Raw genomic sequence first — 23,299 nt, 5'->3', positions numbered from 1 at the left:
TGGGCGGCAGCGGTGTCAAGAGACGGGGGTCGCCCGTCCAATTCTGTGCTACGGATAGTCTGTCTCGGATTTTTTCTGTGTGTTTTTCTATCGCCTACAAGTCGTACAATCCCGGTAAGTTGAGGATGATCGTCAATTCTTCAAGCGCCGCATGCACTTCCAGCGCCAGCTGCGGGTCGGCCAGGTCGCTCGGCTCCAGATGGTCGCGGTAGTGCTTCTCCACCCACTGCACCAGCCGATGGTACAGCGCTTCCGTCATGATCACGCCCTGGTGCATGGCGCGCGCCTCGGTTTCCGTCAAGGCCACGCGCAAGCGCAGGCAGGCGGGCCCGCCGCCGTTGCGCATGCTCTGGCGCAGGTCGAAATGAATCAGTTCATCGACCGGGCCGCCGCTGGCCACCAGGCCTTCCAGGTAGCGCGCCACGGCGCGGTTTTCCTGGCACTCCTGCGGAATCACCAGCGCCATCCTGCCGCCCTCTTTCGTCAGCAGCTGGCTGTTGAACAGGTAGCTGCTGACGGCGTCCGCGATCGGCACCTGGCCCGTGTCCACGCGCAGCGCCTGCAAATCGGCCCCCGTCGCGGCAACGGCGCGGTGCAACTGCGACAGGCTTGCCTCTTCGTCCGCAAACGCCTGCTCGTGATAGAACAGCACATTGCCATTGCCGACAGCGATGACGTCGTTATGGAACACGCCCTGGTCGATCACGTCCGGGTTCTGCTGCACGTACACGGTGCGCTTCGCATCCAGGCCATGCAGGCGCGCCACGGCTTGCGACGCTTCCAGGGTCTGGCGCGCCGGGTAGCGCTTCGGCGACGGCGCCGATGGATCGAACTCCACGCGACCATACACGAACAGCTCGACCGATGGCGCGCCGTGGTTCGCGCCCAGGCGCGTGTGGTTGGCCGCGCCCTCGTCGCCAAAGGCGGGCGTTGACGGCAGCGCGTCATGCACGGCAAAGTGCCTGTCGTCGCTGAAAATGGCGCGCAGGCTGCGCGCCGACTGCGCGTGCTCGAAGGCGCGGTGCAGCTTGTTGTTCAGGTTGGCGGCCGTGAAATGCACGCGGCCATCGTGCGTGTCCGCCGACGGGCTGACCGTGGCGGCATTCGCCGTCCACATGGGCGAGGCCGAATACGCGCAAGCGAGGATGACGGGCGACTCCTTGTAGGCGCGCGCCAGCACCTCGGCGTCCGTGCCCGTGAAACCGATGGAGCGCAGCAGGCGGAAATTGGGCCGGTCCTGCGGCGGCAGCAAGGCTTGCGCAAAGCCGCGCGCGGCCAGCGCACGCATCTTGGCCAGGCCCTGCAAGGCGGCCTGCTTCGGATTCGAAGCGCTTTTCACATTGCTGAACGAAGCCACGTTGCCAAACGAGAGCCCCGCATAGTTATGCGATGGGCCCACCAGGCCGTCAAAATTGTATTCGCGCGTGCTGTGCATGGGTATGTCCTTCAAAACTTAAAAATTCAGGCCGGGCGACAGCTTGGCCGGCATTTCCAGTGCGCTGTTCTCGATCGAGGCGACCGGATAGGCACAGTAGTCGGCCGCGTAATAGGCGCTCGGACGGTGGTTGCCCGACTTGCCGATGCCGCCGAACGGCGCCGTGCTGGCCGCGCCCGTGGTAGGACGGTTCCAGTTGATGATGCCGGCGCGCGCGCGCACCTGGAAGGTTTGCCACAGGGCCGGATCGTCGGACAGCAAGGCGGCGGCCAGGCCGAATTCGGTAGCGTTGGCCACCTTCAGGGCCGCATCGAAATCGGCCACGCGTATCACTTGCAGCAGGGGGCCGAACCATTCTTCGTCCGCAATGCCAACGGCAGCGGTGACGTCGACGATACCGGCCGTCACAAAGCCCGCCTGCGGATTCAACTGGCGCATCTGCAGCAGGGTGGTGCCGCCCTTGGCCACCATGTCCGCCTGCGCCTGCACCAGGCGCGCGGCCACGGCACTCGATACCACTGGGCCCATGAACGGCTGCGGCTGCGCATCGGAGGCGCCGATGCCCAGCTTCGCCGCCACCTCCACCAGGCGCGCGACAAACGCGGCACCGGCTGCATTGTCCTGCACCACCAGGCGGCGCGCGCAGGTGCAGCGCTGGCCGGCCGAGACAAAGGCGGAGAAGATCGCGTGATGCACGGCCGCGTCCACGTCTTTCACATCCCACACGACGAGGGCGTTATTGCCGCCCATTTCCAGCGCCAGCATCTTGCCCGGCTGGCCGCCGAACTGGCGGTGCAGGCTGATGCCCGTCTGGCAGGAACCCGTAAACAGCACGCCGTCGAGCAGGGCATTGGCACCCAGGGCCACGCCCGTGTCGCGCCCGCCGTTGACGAGGTTGACGACGCCGTCCGGCAAGCCCGCCTGCTGCCACAGCTGCACGGTTTTCACGGCCGTGCGGGGCGCATATTCGCTGGGCTTGAAGACGATGGTGTTACCGGCGATCAGGGCCGGCACGATGTGGCCGTTCGGCAGGTGGCCGGGGAAGTTATACGGGCCGAACACGCCGAACACGCCATGCGGGCGGTGGCGCAGCACGGCGTCGCCATCGGCGATCTTGCTTTGCGTGACGCCCGTGCGCGCGTGATACGACTGCACCGAGATATCGATCTTGTTGGCCATCGTGGCCACTTCCGTGCGCGATTCCCACAGCGGTTTGCCCACTTCTTCCGAGATCAGCAGCGCCAGCGCTTCGGCGTGCTCCTTCAGCAGCTCGCGGAAGCGCACGCAGATGGCGATGCGTTCTTCGACGGGCGTATCGGCCCACGCTTCGAACGCTGCACGGGCGGCCTGGCAAGCCTGTTCCACTTCGTTCTCCGTCGCTTCCAGGCTGGCCCAGGTCTGCTTGCCGTTCGACGGATCGATGGTGACCAGTTCGCGGCCCGTGCCTGGCAGCCAGGCGCCGTTGATGAAGTTCGATGCTGCGGTAGATGAATGAAGGTCGGACGATTTAGACATGGGGATGCTTCCTCGGGTTGAGTGACAAGGTGCGCACGGTGTCGCCATTGCGGCTACGCAGCAAATGCAATTCATCGTCATCGAGCGCGATCTTGCCGCTGTGCGGATTGGCGCTGGTGACGATCATGCGGAAATCTTTCAGGTCGGTGTTCGACACCAGGTAAGGCTCGGCCTGGGCAGCATCGCCGCACACGTCAGGCGCAGCCTCGGCGTCGAGCACGGCCGGCATGCTGTCGCGCATGGCGCGCAGCTCCGAGACGCGCGCCTGCAGCACGGGACCGGCGTCGAAAATGTCGACATAGCCTTCGAAGTGCAAGCCTTCCTGCTCCAGCAGGCGGCGCGCGGGCGCCGTGCTCAGATGCACCTTGCCGATGACTTCCTGCGCCTCGTCGGGCAGGTAGGCCACGTACATGGGCTGGCGCGGCATCAGTTCAGCGATGAACGATTTCTTTCCCAGGCTCGTCAGGTCGTCGACGTGGTGGAAATCCATCTTGAAGAAGTGGCGGCCCAGGCCCTCGTAGAACGGCGAACTGCCGTCCGGCGCCTGGTAGCCGCGCATTTCCGCGATCAACTTTTCCGTGAACAGGTGCGGGAACTGGGCGATGAACAGAAAACGGCTTTTCGACAGCAGCTTGCCGTTGTTGCCGCTGCGGTAATCGGGGTGCAGGAACAGCGAACACAGTTCCGTGCTGCCCGTCAGGTCGTTCGACAGGTACAGCGTTTCCATGCGCGTAAACACATCGAGCTCGCGGCTCGAGTGCACGAGCGTGCCGATGCGGTAGTTGTAGAACGGTTCGTCCAGGCCCACGGCGCCCTTGATGGCGCACACGCCGGCCAGGCGGCCCGTGTCGGTATCCTCCATGACGAACATGTAGTCGCGCTTTTCGGGCGGGATCGTTTCGGCGAACGAGGCGCAGGCGATGGCCAGGCGGTCGCCCAGCATTTTCATGTCCGGCTTGAGGGTGGTCATGCCGGTGCCGACCTGGCTGGCCAGGCCGTACAGGGCGTCCAGGTCAGAAGCGTTGATGGCGCGTACTACTAGCATAATGTTCTCTCGGTTAGATGCGTACGCAGATGACGCTGTCGCCTTCGGCCACGGCCAGCGCCTCGAGCAGCTCGGCCGGCAAGCCGACGGTGTCCTGCCCTTCGAGCGCATCGCAGGTGAAGGTGACGGCGCGGAAGTTGCGCTCCGCGCCCGAAGCGATCGCGTAATGCACTTTCAGGCCCGTGCGGCTGGGCGTGACGCCTGCGACGACACGGCGCGTGAGCGAACCCGTAAACGAGCGCAGCGAATTCTTGTGCGCCTGCAGGATCGGGCCGCCATCGAAGATGTCGATGTAGTCGTCGGCTTCGAAACCTTCTTCCGTCAGCAGATTGAACGCCAGTTCGCCGCTCGGGTGGATCTGGCCCATGGCCGCCTGCGCGTCGCCGGGCAAGAGCGGCACGTACACGGGGTAATGCGGCATCAGTTCGACGATCAGGGTACGGTTGCGCGCGCCGCCGATGACTTTCTCGGCATCGAGGAAATCCATCTGGAAGAACTTGCGGCCCAGCGCATCCCAGAACGGCGACTGGCCGTTGGCGTCCGTGATGCCGGCCAGCGGCACGAAGAAGCGGTCGCCGAAACGGTGCGGCGCCAGCACGGCGAACAGCAGCCGCGCGCGCGACAGCAAGGCCGCCTCCAGGCCCGCCTGCTCCATATTGCGCACATAGAAGCCGGACAGCTGCGAGTACGCCGTCAGCTCCGAACACAGGGTCAGCGCATGCACGCTGTGACTGATGTTCAGGTCGCGCGAGACTTGCTGGATGACGTCGTTGCGAAAGGAAAAATAGGTACCGTTCGAGCCGGCCGAGGCGAAGATGGCGGCCGTACCGAGGATGCTCTTGTCGAGCAGGGATTCAAGCACGAAGAGATACGACTCTTCGCTGGGGATGTCGACATGGGCGGCAAACGAGGCGATGGAGCGCTCGACGGAGGCGGCGATTTTTTCGCGCGTCTTCGGCAGGGTATGGACACCCGGCATGGTTACCGCGGCCAGCGCTTCGAGGGCTGCGATATCCGCAATTTCTACCGGACGGACAACATACATGGATACTCCTTCAGTGCAGACAATGCCAGGGTAGAACCAAGCCGGCCCGCAGCAAAGCGGCGGGCCGGTGATCAAACAGGGAGCGAGGCTAGCCTCAGGCTTTCAGCATGCCGTCGATGGCCACGCGCAGCAAGCGGCCCGCTTCGGCAATCTGTTCGTCCGAGACGATCAGGGCCGGCGCCAGGCGCACCACGTCCATGCCGGCGATCAGCACCATCAAGCCTTGCGCTTCGGCCGCTTTCTGGATGTCCTTCGCGCGGCCCTTCCAGGCATCGCTGACTACCAGGCCCAGCAGCAAACCGCTGCCGCGCACGGCGGAGAACACTTGCGGGTAATCCGTGATCAAGCCTTGCAGCATGGCGATGGTATTGACGCTCGCATCCTTGACGCGGGCCAGGAAGGCCGGCGTGTTGATCGTCTCCAGCACGGTCAGGGCCACGGTGGCGGCCAGCGGGTTGCCGCCGTAGGTGGTGCCGTGCGTGCCGACGGCCAGGGTCTGCGCCAGTTCATTGGTGGTCAGCATGGCGCCGATCGGGTAGCCGTTGCCCAGCGCCTTGGCGGCCGTCAGGATGTCCGGCGTGACGCCGTAGCCCATGTAGGCGAACAACGCGCCAGTGCGGCCCATGCCGCACTGGACTTCGTCGAAAATCAACAGGGCGCCCGTCTTGTCGCACAGGGCACGCAGTTCCTTGAGGAACTCCGGATTGCCGGGCACCACGCCGCCTTCGCCTTGTACCGGCTCGACGATCACGGCGCACACGTCATCGCCGATGGCGGCGCGCGCCGCTTCGATGTCGTTGTAGGCGATGTGGTCGATCGATGGCGGCAGCGGCTCGAAGCCTTCCGTGTACTTGGCCTGGCCGCCGACGGACACCGTAAACAGGGTGCGGCCGTGGAAAGAGCTGAAGCACGAAATGATGCGCGACTTGTGCGCGCCGAACTTGGTGTGCGCATACTTGCGCGCCAGTTTCAGGGCCGCTTCGTTGGCTTCCGCGCCCGAGTTGCAGAAGAAGGCGCGGTCGGCGAACGTCGCTTCCGTCAGGGCCAGCGCCAGGCGCAGCACCGGTTCGTTGGTGTAGCCGTTGCCCAAATGCCACAAGTTGTTGATTTGCTTGGTCAGCACGTCGACCAGGGCCGGATGGCAGTGGCCCAGGCTGTTGACGGCGATGCCGGAGGTGAAATCGAGGTAATGCTTGCCGGCCTGGTCCCACAGATCCAGTCCGGAACCGCGCACGGGCACCATGGCTGCGGGGGCGTAGGTAGGAACGAGGACCTGGTCAAAGGTTTCCCGGGTGACTGGACGAGCCGTTACGGTCGAATCAAGCTTGGCATTCATAGCATTTCCCCATCAATATGTTAGGTACTCCGCAGCTACGACAGCTACGTGTGTACTGCATTATAAAAAGCGGGATGCTAAAACTCTTTTGAATCTGCGACAAGGATTTTCACAATTCATCACAGCTGCCTTGACACGGGGCTAGGCTGGCGGCATCAGCTTGCGCTGCCGCTCTTCGCGGGGGGTATTGCCAAATAAAGTGCCAAACGCCGTGGAAAAGTGGGAACCGGAGGAAAAGCCGCACATGAGGCCCACTTGCACGATGGAATAATGTGTATCGAGCAATAGTTGCCGCGAGCGCTGCAGGCGCAGCTCCAGGTAGTAGCGCGACGGCAGGCTGCCCAGGTATTGCTTGAACAGCCGCTCCAGCTGGCGCCGCGACAGACCCACCAGGCTGGCGATGTCATCGGTCGACAGCGGTTCTTCGATATTGGCTTCCATCAAGGTCACCGCTTCGGACAATTTCGGCTGCAGCACGCCAAAGCGCGCCTGCAGGGCCACGCGCTGGCGCTCTTCCTTGCCGCGCACCTTGTCCACGCACAACGCTTCCTTGACGAGCGCCTGCACGTCGGCGCCAAACACGGTCTCGATCAGGGTCAGAGAAAAGTCGATGCTGGCCGCGCCGCCGCAGCAGGTGATGTGGGGGCCGTCGATGTCGAACAGGTGCGGCGTCAGAATGGCCCGCTCGGCCTTGGCCTCCGCATCCGCGTACAGGGCCCAGGGCAAGGCGATGCGCACGCCATCCATCACGCCCGCGTCGGCCAGCCACAGCACGGCCGCGCCCACGCCGCCCCAGAACGGCGCCGAACGGCAGCGCTCGATCACGGCCCGGCACAGCTCGGCGCGCAGCGGCGCCTCCGTTTCATCGGCCACCAGCAGCGCGATATGCCAGTTGCCGCCCTGCTGGGCCACTTGCTCGGGCGTGCGCACGTCCAGTTGCAGGGCTTCCGGTCCCAGCGCCCGCGCGCACAGGCGCAGCGGCTGCACCAGGCCCGCCCAGGTAATCGACTCGGCATCGCCGGCATGGACCAGCAGCAAACGCAACGGTTTATCAAGGCCGATACGGGAGAGATTTGCGAAAGACATCGGCGGGGCAGGATACGGACAAGGGCTGAGTTGCACACATGATACCGGAGTTCCGCCCCGTCGAAGCCCTGTTGCAACCGCGCCTCCCGACGCGGCGGAAAAAAGCGGAACGGAAGGATATAATCACGCTCTATGGGTGAACGATATTTAAAAAGTATCCGGCTGCTGGCCGAATGCATGCAGGGCTTCGAGCGGTTTTCTAGCGACTTCGTGCGCCAGTACGGCTTGACGCATGCGCAATTCGACATCATTGCCACGCTCGGCAACACCTGCGGCATGTCCTACAAGGAACTGGGCCAGAAAACCCTGATTACCAAGGGTACCTTGACGGGCGTGGTGGACCGGCTCGAACAAAAGGGGCTGGTGCTACGCGAACGTTGCACGAAAGACAAGCGCTCCTATTTTGTGCGCTTGAGCTGCGAGGGCGAACAGGTGTTCCATGACGTGTTCCCCAAGCTCACAAAGCAGGGCCAGCGCTTGTTTGACGGCTATACGGAAGACGATTTCATGCGCCTGGAAACCACCCTGGCAGGCTTGAAACACGCCATCGCCAACGGCCACAGCTGACCATTCATCAAGCACAGACATTCAAACAAGACAAAGGAAACCAAGTTGAAAACCACACTGCTCGAAGGCAAAAAGCCCGCTCATTTCGATAAAAGCATCATCGGCAACCTGCTGCTCAACGCCAGCACGCCGGAACTGGTCCGCCAGGAAAAACTGATCATCGGCGTGCGCAACGAAGACGGCGAAATCTACCGCCTGATCGGCGCCACCAAGCACAACAGCTTCATGAACGCCGTCGAAGAATTGTTCGACCTGGGCCTGACCGATGAACTGGAAGACAGCGACGAACTGGTCGAAGGCTGCGACGCCATCTTCAGCGAATCGCTGTAGTAGCGCTTGACAGGACCTGCTGCGCCGTGGGCTGTGCGGCCGGCGGCTCCTGTTCAACGCCTTGACGATCGCTGTCGTTAAAAAAAGGCATGCCGCTGATCCAGCGGCATGCCTTTTTCCGTTTACGGGGCTTTGCTTGCCTTTTGCCCGGCTGTTTGCGAAAAGATCACGGTTAAAAAGTTCCGTACGGAAATATTGCGAGTATAATTTTTTCAATGAACAGACTCGACGCCTTTAAAAGCATCGCCGCACAAGCCGCTCGTGGCGAGCTGACCTTTCCTGCCAATGTGGACGCTTCGCTCAAGCTGCAAGAGGCGCTGGCCGATCCCGACTGCCACATCGAGGCCGCTGCCAAGCTGGTGCAGGCCGACCCGCTGCTGGCCGCGCGCACGGTGGCCATCGCCAATTCGGTGGCGTTCAACCGTTCCGGCAACGAAATCACCAGCGTGCGCAATGCCGTGCAACGGCTCGGCGTGCGTACCCTGCAATCGGTGGTGGCATCGCTGATCGTGCGCCAGCTGGGCAGCACCATCACCGATCCCGCGCTGCAGGCAAAGGCCAACCAGCTGTGGGAACACACGGCCCACGTGGCGGCCCTGTCGCAGGTACTGGCCCGCCGCGTCACCAAGGTGGACCCCGATACGGCCCTGTTTGCGGGCATCATGCATGAAGTGGGCGGCTTTTATCTGCTGTCGCGCGCGGCCGAATTTCCCGGCATCCTGGACGGCGAACCGCAGGACTGGGTCGAACATGGCGAACAGGCGATCGGCCATGGCGTGCTGACCAAACTGAAGGTGCCGGAAGCCGTGATGGGCGCCATCGATGCGCTGTGGGAAGGCTTGCGCGCCATCCCGCCCGAATCGCTGGGCGACACCCTGCTGCTGGCAAACGACCTGGCGCCCGTCTCTTCCCCACTCAACGAAAGTCCGGCCGCCATCGCCGTGCGGGCCGCGCGCGCCGCACGCAGCATCGATTGCCTGATCGGCGACGATGCGACCTTGTCGAGCATCATGGAAGAATCGGACGATGAAGTGCAGTCGCTGCTGAAGGTGCTCGTGCACTAGCCTGCCGGCTTCCTGGCCACTGGCGGCGGCGCCGGCTTGGCCGTTTCGACGATCAGCACATGCTTGTCCATGGCCTGCGTTCCCTGTTGTTGCCGGACGACTTGCGTGGCGACCGCCCTGGTGCTCAACAGGGGCTGCGGATGGCGTGGCATGAACATGGCGTACCTGCTGGCAGTGGGATAGGCCCCACATGCGCAGCAGGTATCAAATTATCAAGCCTTAAATTACCCCCCCTTCAAACGCCGAACAAAAAAAACCCGCTCGAAAGCGGGTAAAGTCCAAAGCTAGGGATGTCCTGAAAGAGACAGCCCTATCTTATGCGCTGCGCCACACCGGCTCCGTGCGCTGGCACACTTAGTGCGCACATTATTGCGGCAACAGCTCCACTTCCGTTTCCTGCCAGGCCGGCAACTGCCGCACGCGGGCAAACCACGCGTGGATGTGCTGGTACTGCGCCAGCGGCAGCCGCACCGCTTCGCTGTACATCAGCGGCGCGGCCACGGCGAAATCGGCCAGGGTCACGTCTTCGCCGCTGAGCCAGCTGCGTCCCGCCAGATGCGCGTCCAGCACCACGGCACAGGCGTGCAGCTCGTGCTCGCCGCGCGCCTCTTCCAGCGGATCGGCAGGACCATTGCCCGTCATGCCCTTCCACGCACGTTCCCAAGCCAGCACGCTGATGGCGGGCGCAAAGTGCTGCGCCGCCCAGAACAGCCAGCGGTTGACGTCGGCGCGGGCCTGCGGCGCCGAAGGATAGACGGTCTGGCCCGGCACCTGCTCGGCCAGGTATTGCATGATGGCGCACGATTCCCACAGCAGGAAAGCGCCATCGGCCAGCACGGGCACCTTGCCGTTCGGATTCAGTTCGCCCAGGCGGCGGCGGTCATCCGCATTCATCAGGTCGACTTCGGCCAGTTCCAGAGGCAAGCCCAGGTGGATCGCCGTCATCAGGGCACGGCGGGCATTCGAGGACATGGGGTGGTGGTACAGACGCATGATGGAGTACTCCGGTGAGTGAAGAAGCCACCATCGTAGAACCAGTCACTGACAGTTTTTGTCAGGAGCAGCTATCAGGATTCCGGATCAATATCATGCGCCTTGCGCCAGGTGTCGAGCAAGGCGTGGCGGCGTGTGGGATAGCGTTCCTCGTGCCGCTGCACGCTGGCGATGCGGTCGATGCGGAAGTGCCGGTAATCGCCGCGCAGCTCGCACCAGGCGGCCAGCAGGCGCTTGCCCTCGAAAAACGCCAGGGCGAACGGCCACACGGTGCGCGAGGTGGCGCTGCCGTGTTCATCCTGGTAGCCCAGCGTGATTTTCTGTTCATAGCGGATCGCCTCGCGCACGGGCTGCACATGCAGGTCGGCCGGCTGCGTGCCATCGGCAGGACGGCCCAGCGGCACCCACAGGCTGGTGTCGGCCATGCTGTCGCGCAGGTCGCGCGGCGAGGCGGCCGCGATCTTCGCCAGCGCATTGCTGGCCGCCTGCGCCAGGCCCGCATCGCCTTGCCGGCGCACCCAGCGCGCGCCCAGCACCAGCGCCTCCAGTTCATCGGGACCAAACATCAGCGGCGGCAAGAAGGCGCCACGGCGCAGCACATAGCCGATGCCGGCCTCGCCCTGCAGGGGCGCCCCCAGTTCGGCCAGGGTCTGGATATCGCGGTAAATCGTGCGCTCGGATACGCCCAGTTGCTGCGCCAACTGGGCCGCCGTGACGGGCACGCGCCTGGCGCGCATGGCGTCCATCAGCAGGAACAGGCGACCGCTGCGGCTCATGGACAGTCCTGCAATGCCTGGTCGCCCATGACGAGGGCCGACAGGGCCGGCACGTACAGATAGCCGTCGGGCGCCAGGCGCGCCGCGCGCGGCCCCTCTTGCACGCCCGCGATGCCGTAGCAGCGCTGCAGACGGGCCGCAGCGGGCCACCAGTAGACGGCGGCATCCTGGTCGGGAAAACGCTGGCGCACGCTGTCGGCCTGCGCCGCCACCTGCCGGAAGTCGCGGTAAAAGGCGGGCGCGATGCCCAGCTCCGCGGCAAAAGCTGCTTCCTGCGCCGCCGTCGCGGCCAGTTGCGCCGCCAGCGCCGCCGTTTCACGCTCGAGCTCATCGGCCGGCACGCCCGCCTCCACCAGGCTGCGGCGCATGTGCTGCGGGCCTGCCTGCGCGCGCAGGAAGGCCGTGTCCTGCAGCGCCAGCACGGCGCCGGCAGGGATGAGCTTGCGGCGCGCGGCCGGGAAGACATACAGCGCGCAACTGCCCGCGCAGACGGTGTCGACGGACAGGTCCCACTGCCGCTGGCGCAGGTAGCGTCCCAGCTGCATGGCCGCCTGCGGATCGCCACCGTCGCTATTCACGCGCAACACGGTGGTTTCCGACGTGGCCAGTTGCCGCACCTTCTCCGCATCGCCGTCAGCGATGGCGCCGCGCACGACGATGGCGTCGCCCGCCGCCCGGCTGACATCCGCCGCGCCGGCCAGCGCGGTCACGCCCATCATCGCCGCCATCCATACAAAACGCTTCATCGTCATCCGTCACAAAAAAAAACGACCACCGCGAAGGGTGATCGTTCTTGGGTTCGCTATGCAAAAAACCTGCGTTTACACCACGGCGCCGTCGGTTTCGTCTTTTTCCTTGATCGGCTTGATCAAGTCTTCGCGCTTGACGCCCAGCCACATGGCGATCGAGGCCGCGACGAACACGGACGAGTAAATACCGAAGCAGATACCGATGGTCAGCGCCAGCGCGAAATGGTGCAGGGTCTGGCCGCCGAAGACCAGCATCGACAGCACCATCATCTGCGTGGAACCGTGGGTGATGATGGTACGCGAAATGGTGCTGGTGATCGCGTTGTCGATCACTTCATGCACGGAAGCCTTGCGCTGCTTGCGGAAGTTTTCACGGATACGGTCAAAGATCACCACCGACTCATTGACCGAGTAGCCCAGCACCGCCAGGATGGCCGCCAGCACCGTCAGCGAGAATTCCCACTGGAAGAAGGCGAAGAAACCCAGGATGATGACCACGTCATGCAAGTTGGCGATAATCGCCGAGACAGCGTATTTCCACTCGAAGCGGATGGCCAGGTAAGCCATCACGGCCAGGATCACCACCACCAGCGCGTTCAAGCCGTTCTGCGTCAGTTCGTCGCCCACTTGCGGGCCGACGAATTCGACTTTCTGCAGCACCAGCGCTTCGTTGCCGGCAGCGTCCACGCAGGCGGTCTTGATGACGTGCTCGCCCTTGTCGGTAACGGTATCGATGCCCTTGGTCGTGCCTTGCTCGACCTTGCACAGCGTTTCAAACACGCGCTGCGAAGTGTTCGCGGCAGTCACGCCCTTTTCCACCGGCAGACGGATCATCACGTCGCGCGCCGTGTCGAAGCTGGTCACGCCCGGCTCTTCGTAGCCCATCTTGATCAAGGTGCCGCGTATGCCTTCTAGGTTGGCCGCTTTCGGGTACTTCACCTCCAGCACGGTGCCGCCCTTGAATTCCACGGACAGGTGCAAGCCCTTGTGGAACAGGAAGAAGACGGCGGCAATGAAGGTCACGGCCGAAATGACGTTGAAAATCAACGCATGGCGCATGAAGGGAATATCTTTTTTGATCCGGAAAAATTCCATGAAATCCTCTGAGTTCTTTTCTGTGCGTCCGGCGGCTGGGCCGCCGGACGCTATCGCTGTTGACGCTATTCGGTAAGTCGGAGCCCTGGCTTATTTGCTCGTGCCCGGCACCCATACCGTGCCGATCGACAGGGTCGTCAGCTTTTTCTTGCGGCCATACCAGAGGTTGACCACGCCGCGCGACACGAAGACGGAGGAGAACATCGAGGTCAGAATACCCAGGCAATGCACAACAGCGAAGCCGCGCACGGGACCGCTGCCGAAGGCCAGCAGCGCCAGGCCGACGATCAGGGTGGTCACGTTCGAGTCAAGAATCGTGGCCCAGGCGCGGTCGAAGCCGGCGGCGATGGCCGCTTGCGGCGTATTGCCGGCGCGCAGCTCTTCGCGGATACGTTCATTGATCAGCACGTTGGCGTCAATCGCCATGCCCAGCGCCAGCGCGATAGCGGCGATACCGGGCAAGGTCAAGGTCACCTGGATCATCGACAGCAGGCCGACAAGCAGCAGCAGGTTGGTGGCCAGGGCCAGCACGCTGAAGGCGCCGAACAGCATGTAGTAGGCGATCATGAAGATGGCGATGGCGATGAAGCCATACAGGGTCGAATGGAAGCCCTTGGCGATGTTTTCCGCGCCCAGCTGCGGTCCGATCGTGCGTTCTTCGATGACGGTCATCGGTGCCGACAGGGCGCCCGAGCGCAGCAGCAGCGCCAGTTCATTCGCGTTTTCCGCGCCGCCCATGCCGGTGATCTGGAAGCGCGAGCCGAGTTCCTGCTGGATGGTCGCGACGGACAATACTTCCGGCTTGCCCTTTTCAAACAGCACGATGGCCATGCGCTTGCCCACGCGTTCGCGCGTCGCTTCGCGCATCTTGCGGCCGCCGTCGCCATTCAGGTCGATCGACACGGCCGCTTGCTGGTTCTGGTCGAAGCTGGCCGTGGCGCTGGAAATATAGTCGCCCGTCAGGATCACGTCTTTCGCCAGCACGACAGGTACGCCCTTGCCAACTGTGAACAATTCCGAGTTGAACGGGATGGCGCTCGACAGTTCGGTGCCAGGCACGATGGTTTCATCGACCAGGCGCACTTCCAGGGTGGCTGTGCGGCCGATGATGGCTTTCGCGCGGGCCACGTCCTGTACGCCAGGCAATTGCACCACGATACGGTCAGGACCTTGCTGCTGGATCAGCGGCTCGGCCACGCCCAGCTCGTTGACGCGCTTGGACAGGGTGGAGATATTCTGTTTCACGCCTTCGTCGATGGTCGCTTTCAGGGCGGCCGGCTTCAGGGTGATGTTCAGTTTCAAATCGCTGCCTTCGCCCGCATCGGCGAACGCCAGTTCCGTCATCTGGTCGGACAGCACGTTCTTCGCTTTCAGGCGCGTTTCCGCATCGCGGAAGTTGATTTGCACGCTATCGCCCACGCGCTCGATGCCCGCATGGCGGATATTCTTGTCGCGCAACACGCTGCGCGAGGCGGACTGGACGCCCTGGACTTTCTTGTTCAGTACGGCTTTCGCATCGACCTGCATCAGGAAGTGCACGCCACCGCGCAAATCCAGGCCCAGGAACATGGGCAAGGCATGCAATTTTTGCATCCACATCGGGGTATTGGCTTGCAGGTTGACCGTCACGATGAACGCGGGATCGGTGGAATCGGGATTCAAATCCTTTTCCAGCACCAGTTTTGCCTTGAACTGGGTATCGGGATCGGCAAAACGCACGCGCACGGAGGCCAGGTTGCCGGCACCATCCATGGTGACGCCTTCCGACTTGACGTTCTCTTTCGTCAATATTTGCTCGACTTGCGTCATCAGCTCGCCCGTCACTTTGACAGTCGACTTGCCGCTGGTTACTTGCAGCGCCGGTGACTCACCGAAATAATTGGGTGCCGTATAGAGTGCGCCCAGCAATAAGGCGACGACGATGATGATGTATTTCCAGGCAGGATAGCGATTCATAGTGATTCAGCGTTCAGTGTTGAGCGTCGGAGGCGTCGCGAGGGGCGGCGGATAGCCACCCCGGTCTATCATTGCCGAGGCAATGACAGCGAGGAATTACAGCGCCTTCAGGGTGCCTTTAGGCAGCAAGGTGGTAATGGAGCTCTTTTGCACCGTGATTTCGGTGCCGGTCGCCACTTCGATAGTGACGTAAGCGTCCACTACCTTGACAACGCGGCCCAGCATGCCGCCGGCGGTGACGACTTCGTCACCCTTGGCCAGCGCGTCCATCATCGCCCGTTGTTCTTTGGCGCGTTTTTGCTGTGGGCGGATCATCAGGAAATACATGACCACGAACATCAATACCAGCGGCAGGAAGCTGGTCAGGTTGCCGCCGAGGCCCAGGGCGTCGGTTGGGGCTTGCGCATAAGCGTTGGAAATGAAAAACACGGTGACTCCAGTTCTAATCAGTTTGAAAAAATAGCGCTGTATTCTAGCATTGGCCATACGCCATAACCCGAATTGCAGGCATGGCAACTTTAAATGGGGCTAAAAAAGCATTATGCAATGCTTTATCGCCCCAGTCCAAGCACCAATACACAAAACTTCCGGCCATGCGGCAGCCAGGGCTCAAGCTAAGCTTTTCTTAAGTTCCCCGTGCGCGTTCCGCATGGAATTGCAAGGTAAATGCGTGGAAACGGTCTTCGTCCAGCGCTTCGCGCATCTGGCGCATCAGGTCCAGGTAGTAATGCAGGTTGTGGATGGTGTTCAGGCGCGCGCCCAGGATTTCCTTGGAGCGGTGCAAATGGTGCAGATACGCGCGCGAGAAATTGCGGCAGGCGTAGCAGCTGCACGTCTCGTCCAGCGGCGCCTGGTCTTCCTTGTACTTGGCGTTCTTGATCTTGATGTCGCCAAAACGGGTAAACAGCCAGCCATTGCGGGCATTACGCGTCGGCATGACGCAGTCGAACATGTCGATGCCGTTCGACACGCCCGCCACCAGGTCTTCCGGCGTGCCCACACCCATCAGGTAATGGGGCTTGTTGGCCGGCAGGCGCGGGCCCACGTGGGCCAGCATGCGCATCATGTCTTCCTTCGGCTCGCCGACGGACAGGCCGCCGATGGCGATGCCGGGGAAGTCGATCTCTTCCAGCTTGGCCAGCGACTCGTCGCGCAGCATTTCAAACATACCGCCCTGCACGATGCCGAACAGCGCATTCGGGTTCTCGCCGCGGTGGAATTCGTCCTTCGAGCGCTGCGCCCAGCGCAAGGACATGCGCATGGACTTGGCCGCTTCCTCGATGGTGGCCGGGCGGCCCTGAATTTCGTACGGCGTGCATTCGTCGAACTGCATGACGATGTCGGAGTTCAGCACGCGCTGCACCTGCATCGACACTTCCGGCGACAGGAACAGTTTATCGCCGTTGATGGGCGAGTTGAAATGCACACCCTCTTCCGTGATCTTGCGCATGGCGCCCAGCGAAAACACCTGGAATCCGCCCGAATCGGTCAGGATCGGCTTGTTCCAGCCCATGAAACCGTGCAAGCCGCCGAATTTCTCCATGACGGTGTTGCCAGGACGCAACCACAAGTGGAAGGTGTTGCCCAAAATGATTTGCGCGTCGATCTCGTTGAGTTCCAGCGGCGACATGGCCTTCACGGAGCCGTAAGTGCCCACTGGCATGAAGATCGGCGTCTGCACGACGCCATGGTTGAGTTTCAAGGTGCCGCGGCGTGCCTTGGTCAGGCCGCTCGTGTCGGTCTTGAGGAGGGTAAATTCCAGCATTCTTATTCTTTCACGGTATGGGTAAGGTTCAGCGGCAGCGGCGCGCGCGATTGCGTAGTGAGCAGCATCGCATCGCCATAGCTGAAGAAACGGTAGTTCTGTGCGATCGCATGCGCATAGGCGCTGCGGATCGGCGCATAGCCGGCAAAGGCCGACACCAGCATCAGCAGGGTCGATTTCGGCAAATGGAAGTTGGTGATCAGGCGCGTCACCGTCTTGAACGCATAGCCGGGCGTGATGAACAGGGCCGTATCGGCGCTGCCCGCCACCAGCTGGCCGCTTTGCGACGCCGATTCCAGCGCGCGCAGGCTGGTCGTGCCGACGGCCACCACGTCGCGTCCGGCCAGTTGCGTGGCGCGCACGGCGTCGACGGTCTCCTGCGGCATGGTGTACCACTCGGTATGCATCTTGTGCTCGGCCAGCACTTCCGTGCGCACGGGCTGGAAGGTGCCGGCGCCCACGTGCAGGGTCACATAGGCAAAGTTGACGCCCTTGGCCTTCAGCTGATCGAGCAGGGCCTGGTCGAAATGCAGGCCCGCCGTCGGTGCCGCCACGGCGCCGGGCACCTTGTTGAACACGGTCTGGTAGCGCGTTTCGTCAAATGCGTCCGCATCGTGCTCGATGTAGGGCGGCAGCGGCAGCCGGCCATGCGCCTCGATCAGCTCGAACACGTCGGCGTCGAAGTGCAGGGTAAAAAATTCGCCGGCGCGCTGGCCGACCGTCACGTCAAAGGCATCGGCCAGGCGGATGCGGCAACCAGGCGGCGGCGACTTCGACGCGCGCACCTGGGCCAGCACGGTGCGCTCGTCCAGCACGCGCTCGACGAGGGCCTCGATCTTGCCGCCGCTTTCCTTGACGCCAAAGAAGCGCGCCTTGAGCACGCGCGTATCGTTCATCACCAGCAGGTCGCCCGCTTGCAACAGCCCGACGATGTCGGCGAACTGGCGATCGACCAGGGCCTCGCCGTCCAGATGCAACAGGCGCGAGGCGCTGCGCTCGGCCAACGGAGTTTGCGCAATATTTTCTTGCGGCAAATTAAAATCGAAATCGGAAAGCGAATACATGCGTTTTGCTTCAAAAGTACGTCAAAAATGATTAGGAGTGCGCAATGGAACATCTGGCACTATACTGTGCGCCTATACAGGCATTACAATAATCCGCCGCAACACGCGATGACTGCGGTACGCACAGGGTGTGCCGGACAACCCTCTATTTTACGCTAGCGGCATAAAAACCTGCGCTAATGGCACCAAAACCTTGCATATGCCCGATCCAACGCCCGATCTTCCTCCCATAGCCAAGCCCGCCGCGAAGCCGAAAGCGGTCAAAAAGGTGGTCAGCACGGAAAGCCGGCTGGCCAAACTGGGCTTGCGCACGGATATGGACCTGGTGCTGCACCTGCCGATGCGCTACGAGGACGAGACCAAGGTCTACACCATCCGCGACGCCTGCCTGCGGGGCGGCGAATCGTGGCAGGTCGAGGGCATCGTCACCAAGTGCGAAGTCAATTTCAAGCCGCGCAAGCAGCTGCTGGTGACGATCGCCGACGAAACGGGCAATTTGCTGCTGCGCTTCATGAATTTCTACGGCAGCCAGGTCAAGCAGCTGGCCGAAGGCACGCGGGTGCGCGCGCGCGCCGAACTCAAACACGGATTCTTCGGCGCCGAGATGGTGCACCCGACCTACAAGGTGGTCAACGAGGGCGCGCCGCTGCCCACGGCGCTCACGCCCGTGTATCCATCGGGCGAAGGCCTGTCGCAGCACGTCTTGCGGCGCGAGATCGCCGACGCCATGCGCCGCATCGACTGGCAGGACACCTTGCCCGAGCACCTGCTGCGCGAGATGCAGCTGTCGCCGTTTCGCGCCGCCGTGCACCTGCTGCACTATCCGCCGCAGGACATCGATGAAAGCGCGCTGATGGACCGCTCGCACCCGGCCTGGGTGCGCATGAAGTTCGATGAGCTGCTAGCGCAGCAGCTGTCGCTGAAACGCGCCCAGCGCGCGCGCCGCTCGAAAGGCGCCGCCTCCTTGCCCATCGTCGGCACGCTCTCGGAAGCCTTTGGCGCCGCCCTGCCCTTCAAGCTGACGGGCGCGCAGGCGCGCGTGCTCGAGGAAATCCGCGCCGACCTGCGCCAGCCGTATCCCATGCAGCGCCTGCTGCAGGGCGACGTCGGCAGCGGCAAGACGGTGGTTGCCGCCCTGTCGGCAACGCAAGCCATCGACAGCGGCTACCAGGCCGCGCTGATGGCGCCCACGGAGATCCTGGCCGAGCAGCACTTTCGCAAGATCGCCGCCTGGATGGAGCCGCTGGGCGTGAAGGTGGCCTGGCTGACGGGCAGCCTGAAGAAAAAGGAAAAGACGGCGGCGCTGGCCCTGATCGAATCGGGCGAGGCGCAGTTGGTGATCGGCACGCATGCGCTGATCCAGGACAACGTGCTGTTTGCCAAACTGGGCCTGGTCATCGTCGACGAGCAGCACCGCTTCGGCGTGGGCCAGCGCCTAACCCTGCGCAACAAGGGCGACAGCGCAGCCGTGCCGCACCAGCTGATGATGTCGGCCACGCCGATCCCGCGCACCCTGGCCATGACGTATTACGCCGACCTGGAAGTGTCGGTGATCGATGAACTGCCGCCGGGCCGCAGCCCCATCGTCACGCGCGCCATCGACCAAAACCGGCGCGACGAAGTCATCGCCCGCGTGTATGCGGCCGCGCTGGAGGGCCGGCAGGTGTACTGGGTCTGTCCGCTGATCGAGGAATCGGAAGCGCTGCAGCTGCAAACGGCCACCGACACCTACATGATGCTGGCCGAGGCCCTGCCCGCGCTGCAGGTGGGTCTCGTGCACGGCCGCCTGAAGCCGGCGGAAAAGCAGGAAGTGATGGATGCCTTCATCGCCGGCCATATCCACGTGCTGGTGGCCACCACCGTCATCGAGGTGGGCGTCGACGTGCCGAACGCTTCGCTGATGGTGATCGAGCACGCCGAGCGCTTCGGCTTGTCGCAGCTGCACCAGCTGCGCGGCCGCGTGGGACGCGGCTCGGCGGCCAGCGTCTGCCTGCTGCTGTACCAGGGCCCGCTGGGCGGCGTGGCGCGCCAGCGCCTGATGACCATGCGCGAAACGACGGACGGTTTTGAAATTGCCCGCCGCGACCTGGAAATCCGCGGCCCCGGCGAGTTCCTCGGCGCGCGCCAGTCCGGCCAGGCCATGCTGCGCTTCGCCGACCTGGAAACGGATCAATGGCTGGTCGACCAGGCGCGCGACGTGGCGCACGACCTGCTGCACGCCACCACGGCGGCCGCCGCGGTCACCGTGGAAGCCCACCTGGCCCGCTGGCTGGGCGGGAAAGAGGAATTCTTGAAGGTATAAAAAACCGGCTGCCTGCTACATGCACATCCAGAAGCGGTTCGCCAGGTCGAGCATGAAGTCGGGCCGCAGATAGGCCAGGAAGACGATGGCCAGCAGCGCGGCGCCGGCCAGGCGCCATAGCCACGTGCGCCAGTTGCCCATTACGCGGCCACCGCCACGCGCTTGACGGCGCGCTCGTCGATGGGCAGGTTGATCAGCGCGGCAAGCAGGCCCAGGCCGATGGTGATCATCCACACGACGTGGTAGCTGCCCTGGTGCTCGTACAGATAGCCGCCTAGCCACGCGCCCAGAAAACTGCCTACCTGGTGCGAGAAGAACACCATCCCGGCCAGCATCGACAAATGCTTCACGCCGAAGATGCCGGCGATGATGCCGTTCGTCAGCGGCACGGTCGACAGCCACAGCACGCCCATGCCGGCAGCGAACAGGTACACGGACCACGCCGACAATGGCGCCAGCAGGAACACGGTGATGACCACAGCGCGCGTCACGTAGATGGCCGACAGCAGATAGCGCTTGGCGATTTTTCCACCGAGCTTGCCCGCGTAATAGGAGCCGACGATGTTGAACAGGCCGATCAGCGCCAGCGCCGTGACGGCGATGTTCGGATTCATCAGGCCCTGGTCCTTCAGGTAGGCGGGCAAGTGCACGCCGATGAAGACCAGCTGGAAGCCGCAGACAAAATACCCTGCCAGCAGCAGCCAGAACGAACGGCTGGCGATGGCTTCGCCGAAGGCCGCGCCCACGCTTTGCTGCGGACCGCTGGCGTGCGACACGGGCGGCTCGCGCAAATAGAAGGCCATCGGGATCATGGCCAGCAGCACCAGCGCGGCCAGCACATAAAAGGCGTTTTGCCAGCCCACGGCGGAAATGAGCTGCTGCTCGACCGGCATCATGAGGAACTGGCCGAACGAGCCGGCCGCCGACGAGATGCCGAAGGCCCACGAGCGCTGCTCGGGCGGTGCGCTGCGGCCGATGATGCCGCTGATGGCGCCAAAGGCCGTGCAGGCCAGCGCCAGCCCGATGAAGATGCCGGAGCCGACAATGAACAGGGTCGGCTGCGTCACGAGCGCCATCCACACAAGGCCCGCCATGTAGCTGACGGCGCCGACGATGACGACGCGCATGGTGCCGAAGCGGTCGGCCGCCATGCCGGCGAACGGGCCGAAAACGCCCCACATCAGGTTTTGCATGGCCAGCGCCAGCGAATACGTTTCGCGCGTCCAGCCATTGGCTTGCGAGATCGGCTGCATCCAGAAACCCAGCCCATGGCGCACGCCCATCGCCAGGGTCAGCACGACGCCGCTGGCGATCAGGACGGTTTTCAGGCTGGGACGCGATGGGTGCAATGTCATGGGATTCCTGTTCACGCCTGATCGGCTGGATAAACGAGGCCGATCTGGCCACGCATGGTGTCAAGGTTGTGCATCAGCGCCACGCTGTCGGCATGCGGCATGACGGGGCTTTCCAGCAAGCCGGCACGGATGCAACGCATCGCCTCGATCGCCTCGTGCGCATAGCCGTTGCCCAGGTGGGGCGCGGCGACCACGCGGCGCCCGCCATCCAGCGTTTCGACGATCAGGTGGTCGGGTTTGTAAAAACGGTTGGGCAGGCGAATCCGCCCCAGGCTGCCGGAAATGGTCATTTCCGTCGGCGTTTGCGCGCGCAGGCTGCAGGCGCAGGACGAGGTGCCGCCGCCCGTGTGCAGCAGCGAAAACACGACCTGTTCATCGACGCCGGTGGCACCCATCTCGGCCAGCGCCAGCACCTGCGATACGGGGCCGAGGAAGAAGGCCGCCATCGACAGCGGATAGATGCCCACGTCGAGCAGCGCACCGCCGCCGAGTTCCGGATTGAACATGCGGTGCTCGGGCGGGAAATTGGCGACAAAGCCGATATCGGCCTGCACCTGCTGCAGCACGCCGATTTCACCGCTGGCGATGATGCGCCTGGCTTCCTGCACGGCCGGCAGGAAACGGCTCCACATGGCTTCCATCAGAAACAGTTTTTTATCGCGCGCCAGGTCGACCACGGCCTGCGCTTCGCGCGCGTTCATGGTGAACGGTTTTTCGCAAACGACATGCTTGCCGGCGGCCAGGCACAGCAGGGCATTTTCCGCATGCAGGGTGTGCGGCGTAGCGATGTAGATCACGTCCACTTCGGGGTCATCGGCCAGCGCCTGGTACGAGCCATGGCAACGCTCGATGCCGAATTCGGCGCCGAAGGCCTGCGCGCCGGCAGCACTGCGCGAAGCGACCGCCACCAGCTGCGCGCCGGGCGCATCGCGCAAGCCATTGGCCATCGCGCGGGCGATCTTGCCGGTGCCGAGGATGCCCCAGCGGACGGTATTTTCCATGCTATTGCTCTCTTTCTGCGCCAGCTGCCTTGCGCTTCGGGCGAAACACCGCCGCATCGTTGTAAAAATCGTCGTCCTGGTCTGCGCACCAGCCGGGCAAACCGAGCACCGGCAACGGCGTGAAGTCCGCCGTCGTGAGGCCCTGCTGCGCCAGGTCCTGCGCCACCCGTTCGTCGAGCCAGGCGCGCCGCGCCGCACCGTCGAGCGCAAAGTAGGCGTCGCCGGCGAAGATCACGCGCGTGTGCGCCGTGATGGCCTTGCGCGGCGCCACCAGTTTTTCCATCAGCGCGTGGCCGAACAGCCAGACGTCGGCGTCGCCGCCCGCGCCAAATTTATCGCGCTGCGCAATGAATGCGCTGCGCCAGTCATGCCCGCGCAAAGCCGCTTCCAGCGCACGCCCCGCGTCGCAGTCGCGCAGCACCAGCAGGGCGGAGTTTTCGTCAAAGATCGTCGCGCCGTCGCGCGCGGGACCGCGCGACTTGCCCACGCCGGACAGGGCGATCTGCGCCGCCTGCAGCGCGTTCAGCTGCCGCTTGATGCGGGGGAAGGTAAGCCACACGAGCGCGTTGAAAAAATCGTGCAGATTGTCGCGCGTGGGCACGCCGCCCGTCGCGCCGATGAACTCTTCATAGGCCACGCCTTCAGGTAGGTCCGCCTGCGGCACGAAGGCCAGCGGCAGGCCGGATGGATTGCGCAAGTCCAGCGCCCGCGCCTGCCCGTTGAGCGCGGCGATCACCGTGTCGCGCTGCAGGTCCAACTGCCGTCGCGCCGGCAGCACCGTGGCAAACCAGGGGCGGGTCCAGTCTATCGATGGCAGCAT

General features: G+C 63.6%; 23 protein-coding genes. 4 read left to right on the top strand and 19 right to left on the bottom strand.

From position 1 onward, the window contains the following. Nucleotides 1-94: 94 nt before the first annotated feature. The 6 genes from astB to VPH41_RS00185 form a co-directional block, all read right to left on the bottom strand. Nucleotides 95-1,435 (bottom strand): N-succinylarginine dihydrolase, encoded by a 1,341-nt coding sequence (gene astB / locus VPH41_RS00210; protein WP_152282182.1) that lies wholly within the window; start codon nt 1,433-1,435, stop codon nt 95-97. A gap of 18 nt (nt 1,436-1,453) precedes the next feature. After that, the gene (astD, locus tag VPH41_RS00205; RefSeq protein ID WP_328568581.1) at nt 1,454-2,950 is read right to left on the bottom strand and encodes a succinylglutamate-semialdehyde dehydrogenase; all 1,497 of its coding nucleotides are present in this window, start codon (nt 2,948-2,950) and stop codon (nt 1,454-1,456) included. Beyond that, on the bottom strand, nt 2,943-3,995 hold the full coding sequence (gene astA / locus VPH41_RS00200; protein ID WP_328568580.1) for an arginine N-succinyltransferase: 1,053 nt from the start codon (nt 3,993-3,995) through the stop codon (nt 2,943-2,945). The genes astD and astA overlap by 8 nt, the downstream gene beginning before the upstream one ends. Nucleotides 3,996-4,008: 13 nt before the next feature. Continuing rightward, the gene (locus VPH41_RS00195) at nt 4,009-5,040 is read right to left on the bottom strand and encodes an arginine N-succinyltransferase (RefSeq protein WP_152282185.1); all 1,032 of its coding nucleotides are present in this window, start codon (nt 5,038-5,040) and stop codon (nt 4,009-4,011) included. A gap of 94 nt (nt 5,041-5,134) precedes the next feature. Then, a complete protein-coding gene (gene astC / locus VPH41_RS00190) occupies nt 5,135-6,376 on the bottom strand; it encodes an acetylornithine/succinylornithine family transaminase (protein ID WP_328568579.1) in 1,242 nt (413 codons plus the stop codon). A 141-nt stretch (nt 6,377-6,517) separates the two neighbouring features. Next, nucleotides 6,518-7,462 (bottom strand): GlxA family transcriptional regulator, encoded by a 945-nt coding sequence (locus VPH41_RS00185; protein WP_152282187.1) that lies wholly within the window; start codon nt 7,460-7,462, stop codon nt 6,518-6,520. Between the two features lie 132 nt (nt 7,463-7,594). Here VPH41_RS00185 and VPH41_RS00180 point away from each other — a divergent pair, with 132 nt between their 5' ends. The 3 genes from VPH41_RS00180 (at nt 7,595) to VPH41_RS00170 (ending at nt 9,423) form a co-directional block, all read left to right on the top strand. After that, the gene (locus tag VPH41_RS00180; RefSeq protein ID WP_193317421.1) at nt 7,595-8,029 is read left to right on the top strand and encodes a MarR family winged helix-turn-helix transcriptional regulator; all 435 of its coding nucleotides are present in this window, start codon (nt 7,595-7,597) and stop codon (nt 8,027-8,029) included. A gap of 45 nt (nt 8,030-8,074) precedes the next feature. Beyond that, nucleotides 8,075-8,359: a hypothetical protein gene (locus VPH41_RS00175; protein ID WP_152254785.1), complete on the top strand. Its 285-nt coding sequence runs from the start codon at nt 8,075-8,077 to the stop codon at nt 8,357-8,359. A gap of 215 nt (nt 8,360-8,574) precedes the next feature. Then, nucleotides 8,575-9,423, top strand: a complete 849-nt coding sequence (locus tag VPH41_RS00170) for an HDOD domain-containing protein (protein ID WP_152282188.1) — start codon at nt 8,575-8,577, stop codon at nt 9,421-9,423. On the opposite strand, the gene VPH41_RS00165 is transcribed toward VPH41_RS00170, so the two are convergent. From VPH41_RS00165 to queA, 9 genes are all read right to left on the bottom strand, one after another. Further along, nucleotides 9,420-9,581, bottom strand: coding sequence for a hypothetical protein (locus VPH41_RS00165; protein WP_328568578.1), 162 nt, complete (start codon nt 9,579-9,581; stop codon nt 9,420-9,422). The two genes, VPH41_RS00170 and VPH41_RS00165, sit on opposite strands and share 4 nt — an antisense overlap. A 208-nt stretch (nt 9,582-9,789) precedes the next feature. After that, a complete protein-coding gene (locus tag VPH41_RS00160; RefSeq protein ID WP_328568577.1) occupies nt 9,790-10,416 on the bottom strand; it encodes a glutathione S-transferase family protein in 627 nt (208 codons plus the stop codon). Between the two features lie 74 nt (nt 10,417-10,490). Beyond that, entirely contained in the window at nt 10,491-11,192 is a 702-nt protein-coding gene (locus VPH41_RS00155) for a helix-turn-helix transcriptional regulator (RefSeq protein ID WP_193317423.1), read from the bottom strand. After that, complete coding sequence (locus tag VPH41_RS00150; RefSeq protein ID WP_328568576.1) at nt 11,189-11,938, bottom strand: hypothetical protein; 750 nt, start codon at nt 11,936-11,938, stop codon at nt 11,189-11,191. Before VPH41_RS00150 ends, VPH41_RS00155 begins: the two co-directional genes overlap by 4 nt. Before the next feature lie 75 nt (nt 11,939-12,013). After that, nucleotides 12,014-13,036: a protein translocase subunit SecF gene (gene secF, locus VPH41_RS00145; protein WP_328568575.1), complete on the bottom strand. Its 1,023-nt coding sequence runs from the start codon at nt 13,034-13,036 to the stop codon at nt 12,014-12,016. A gap of 90 nt (nt 13,037-13,126) precedes the next feature. Then, a complete protein-coding gene (gene secD / locus VPH41_RS00140; RefSeq protein WP_287777043.1) occupies nt 13,127-14,992 on the bottom strand; it encodes a protein translocase subunit SecD in 1,866 nt (621 codons plus the stop codon). A 96-nt stretch (nt 14,993-15,088) separates the two neighbouring features. Next, on the bottom strand, nt 15,089-15,421 hold the full coding sequence (gene yajC, locus VPH41_RS00135) for a preprotein translocase subunit YajC (protein ID WP_034745505.1): 333 nt from the start codon (nt 15,419-15,421) through the stop codon (nt 15,089-15,091). 196 nt (nt 15,422-15,617) lie between these two features. Further along, nucleotides 15,618-16,757: a tRNA guanosine(34) transglycosylase Tgt gene (tgt, locus tag VPH41_RS00130; protein ID WP_034745502.1), complete on the bottom strand. Its 1,140-nt coding sequence runs from the start codon at nt 16,755-16,757 to the stop codon at nt 15,618-15,620. A gap of 2 nt (nt 16,758-16,759) precedes the next feature. Further along, nucleotides 16,760-17,821 (bottom strand): tRNA preQ1(34) S-adenosylmethionine ribosyltransferase-isomerase QueA, encoded by a 1,062-nt coding sequence (gene queA / locus VPH41_RS00125; RefSeq protein WP_328568574.1) that lies wholly within the window; start codon nt 17,819-17,821, stop codon nt 16,760-16,762. Nucleotides 17,822-18,020: 199 nt separating this feature from the next. Between queA and recG the strand changes: the two genes are divergently transcribed. Continuing rightward, nucleotides 18,021-20,123 carry an ATP-dependent DNA helicase RecG gene (recG, locus tag VPH41_RS00120; RefSeq protein ID WP_328568573.1) on the top strand — a complete coding sequence of 701 codons (2,103 nt, stop codon included), beginning with the start codon at nt 18,021-18,023 and terminating at the stop codon, nt 20,121-20,123. Nucleotides 20,124-20,138: 15 nt separating this feature from the next. Here recG and VPH41_RS00115 read toward each other — a convergent pair whose 3' ends face one another. From VPH41_RS00115 to VPH41_RS00100, 4 genes are read right to left on the bottom strand one after another with little or no spacing between them, the layout of a single operon-like run. Further along, nucleotides 20,139-20,264 carry a hypothetical protein gene (locus tag VPH41_RS00115; RefSeq protein ID WP_257571913.1) on the bottom strand — a complete coding sequence of 42 codons (126 nt, stop codon included), beginning with the start codon at nt 20,262-20,264 and terminating at the stop codon, nt 20,139-20,141. Continuing rightward, on the bottom strand, nt 20,264-21,478 hold the full coding sequence (locus tag VPH41_RS00110) for an MFS transporter (RefSeq protein ID WP_328568572.1): 1,215 nt from the start codon (nt 21,476-21,478) through the stop codon (nt 20,264-20,266). Before VPH41_RS00110 ends, VPH41_RS00115 begins: the two co-directional genes overlap by 1 nt. A gap of 11 nt (nt 21,479-21,489) precedes the next feature. Further along, nucleotides 21,490-22,479: a Gfo/Idh/MocA family protein gene (locus VPH41_RS00105; RefSeq protein ID WP_328568571.1), complete on the bottom strand. Its 990-nt coding sequence runs from the start codon at nt 22,477-22,479 to the stop codon at nt 21,490-21,492. Nucleotide 22,480: 1 nt separating this feature from the next. Beyond that, nucleotides 22,481-23,299 carry a DUF3025 domain-containing protein gene (locus VPH41_RS00100; RefSeq protein WP_152282197.1) on the bottom strand — a complete coding sequence of 273 codons (819 nt, stop codon included), beginning with the start codon at nt 23,297-23,299 and terminating at the stop codon, nt 22,481-22,483.

Source organism: Janthinobacterium sp. P210006 (assembly GCF_036231885.1).
Lineage (GTDB): Bacteria > Pseudomonadota > Gammaproteobacteria > Burkholderiales > Burkholderiaceae_D > Janthinobacterium > Janthinobacterium violaceinigrum.
The sequence above is the reverse complement of the archived record's forward strand: the minus strand, read 5'-3'. Positions and strand labels throughout refer to the sequence as shown.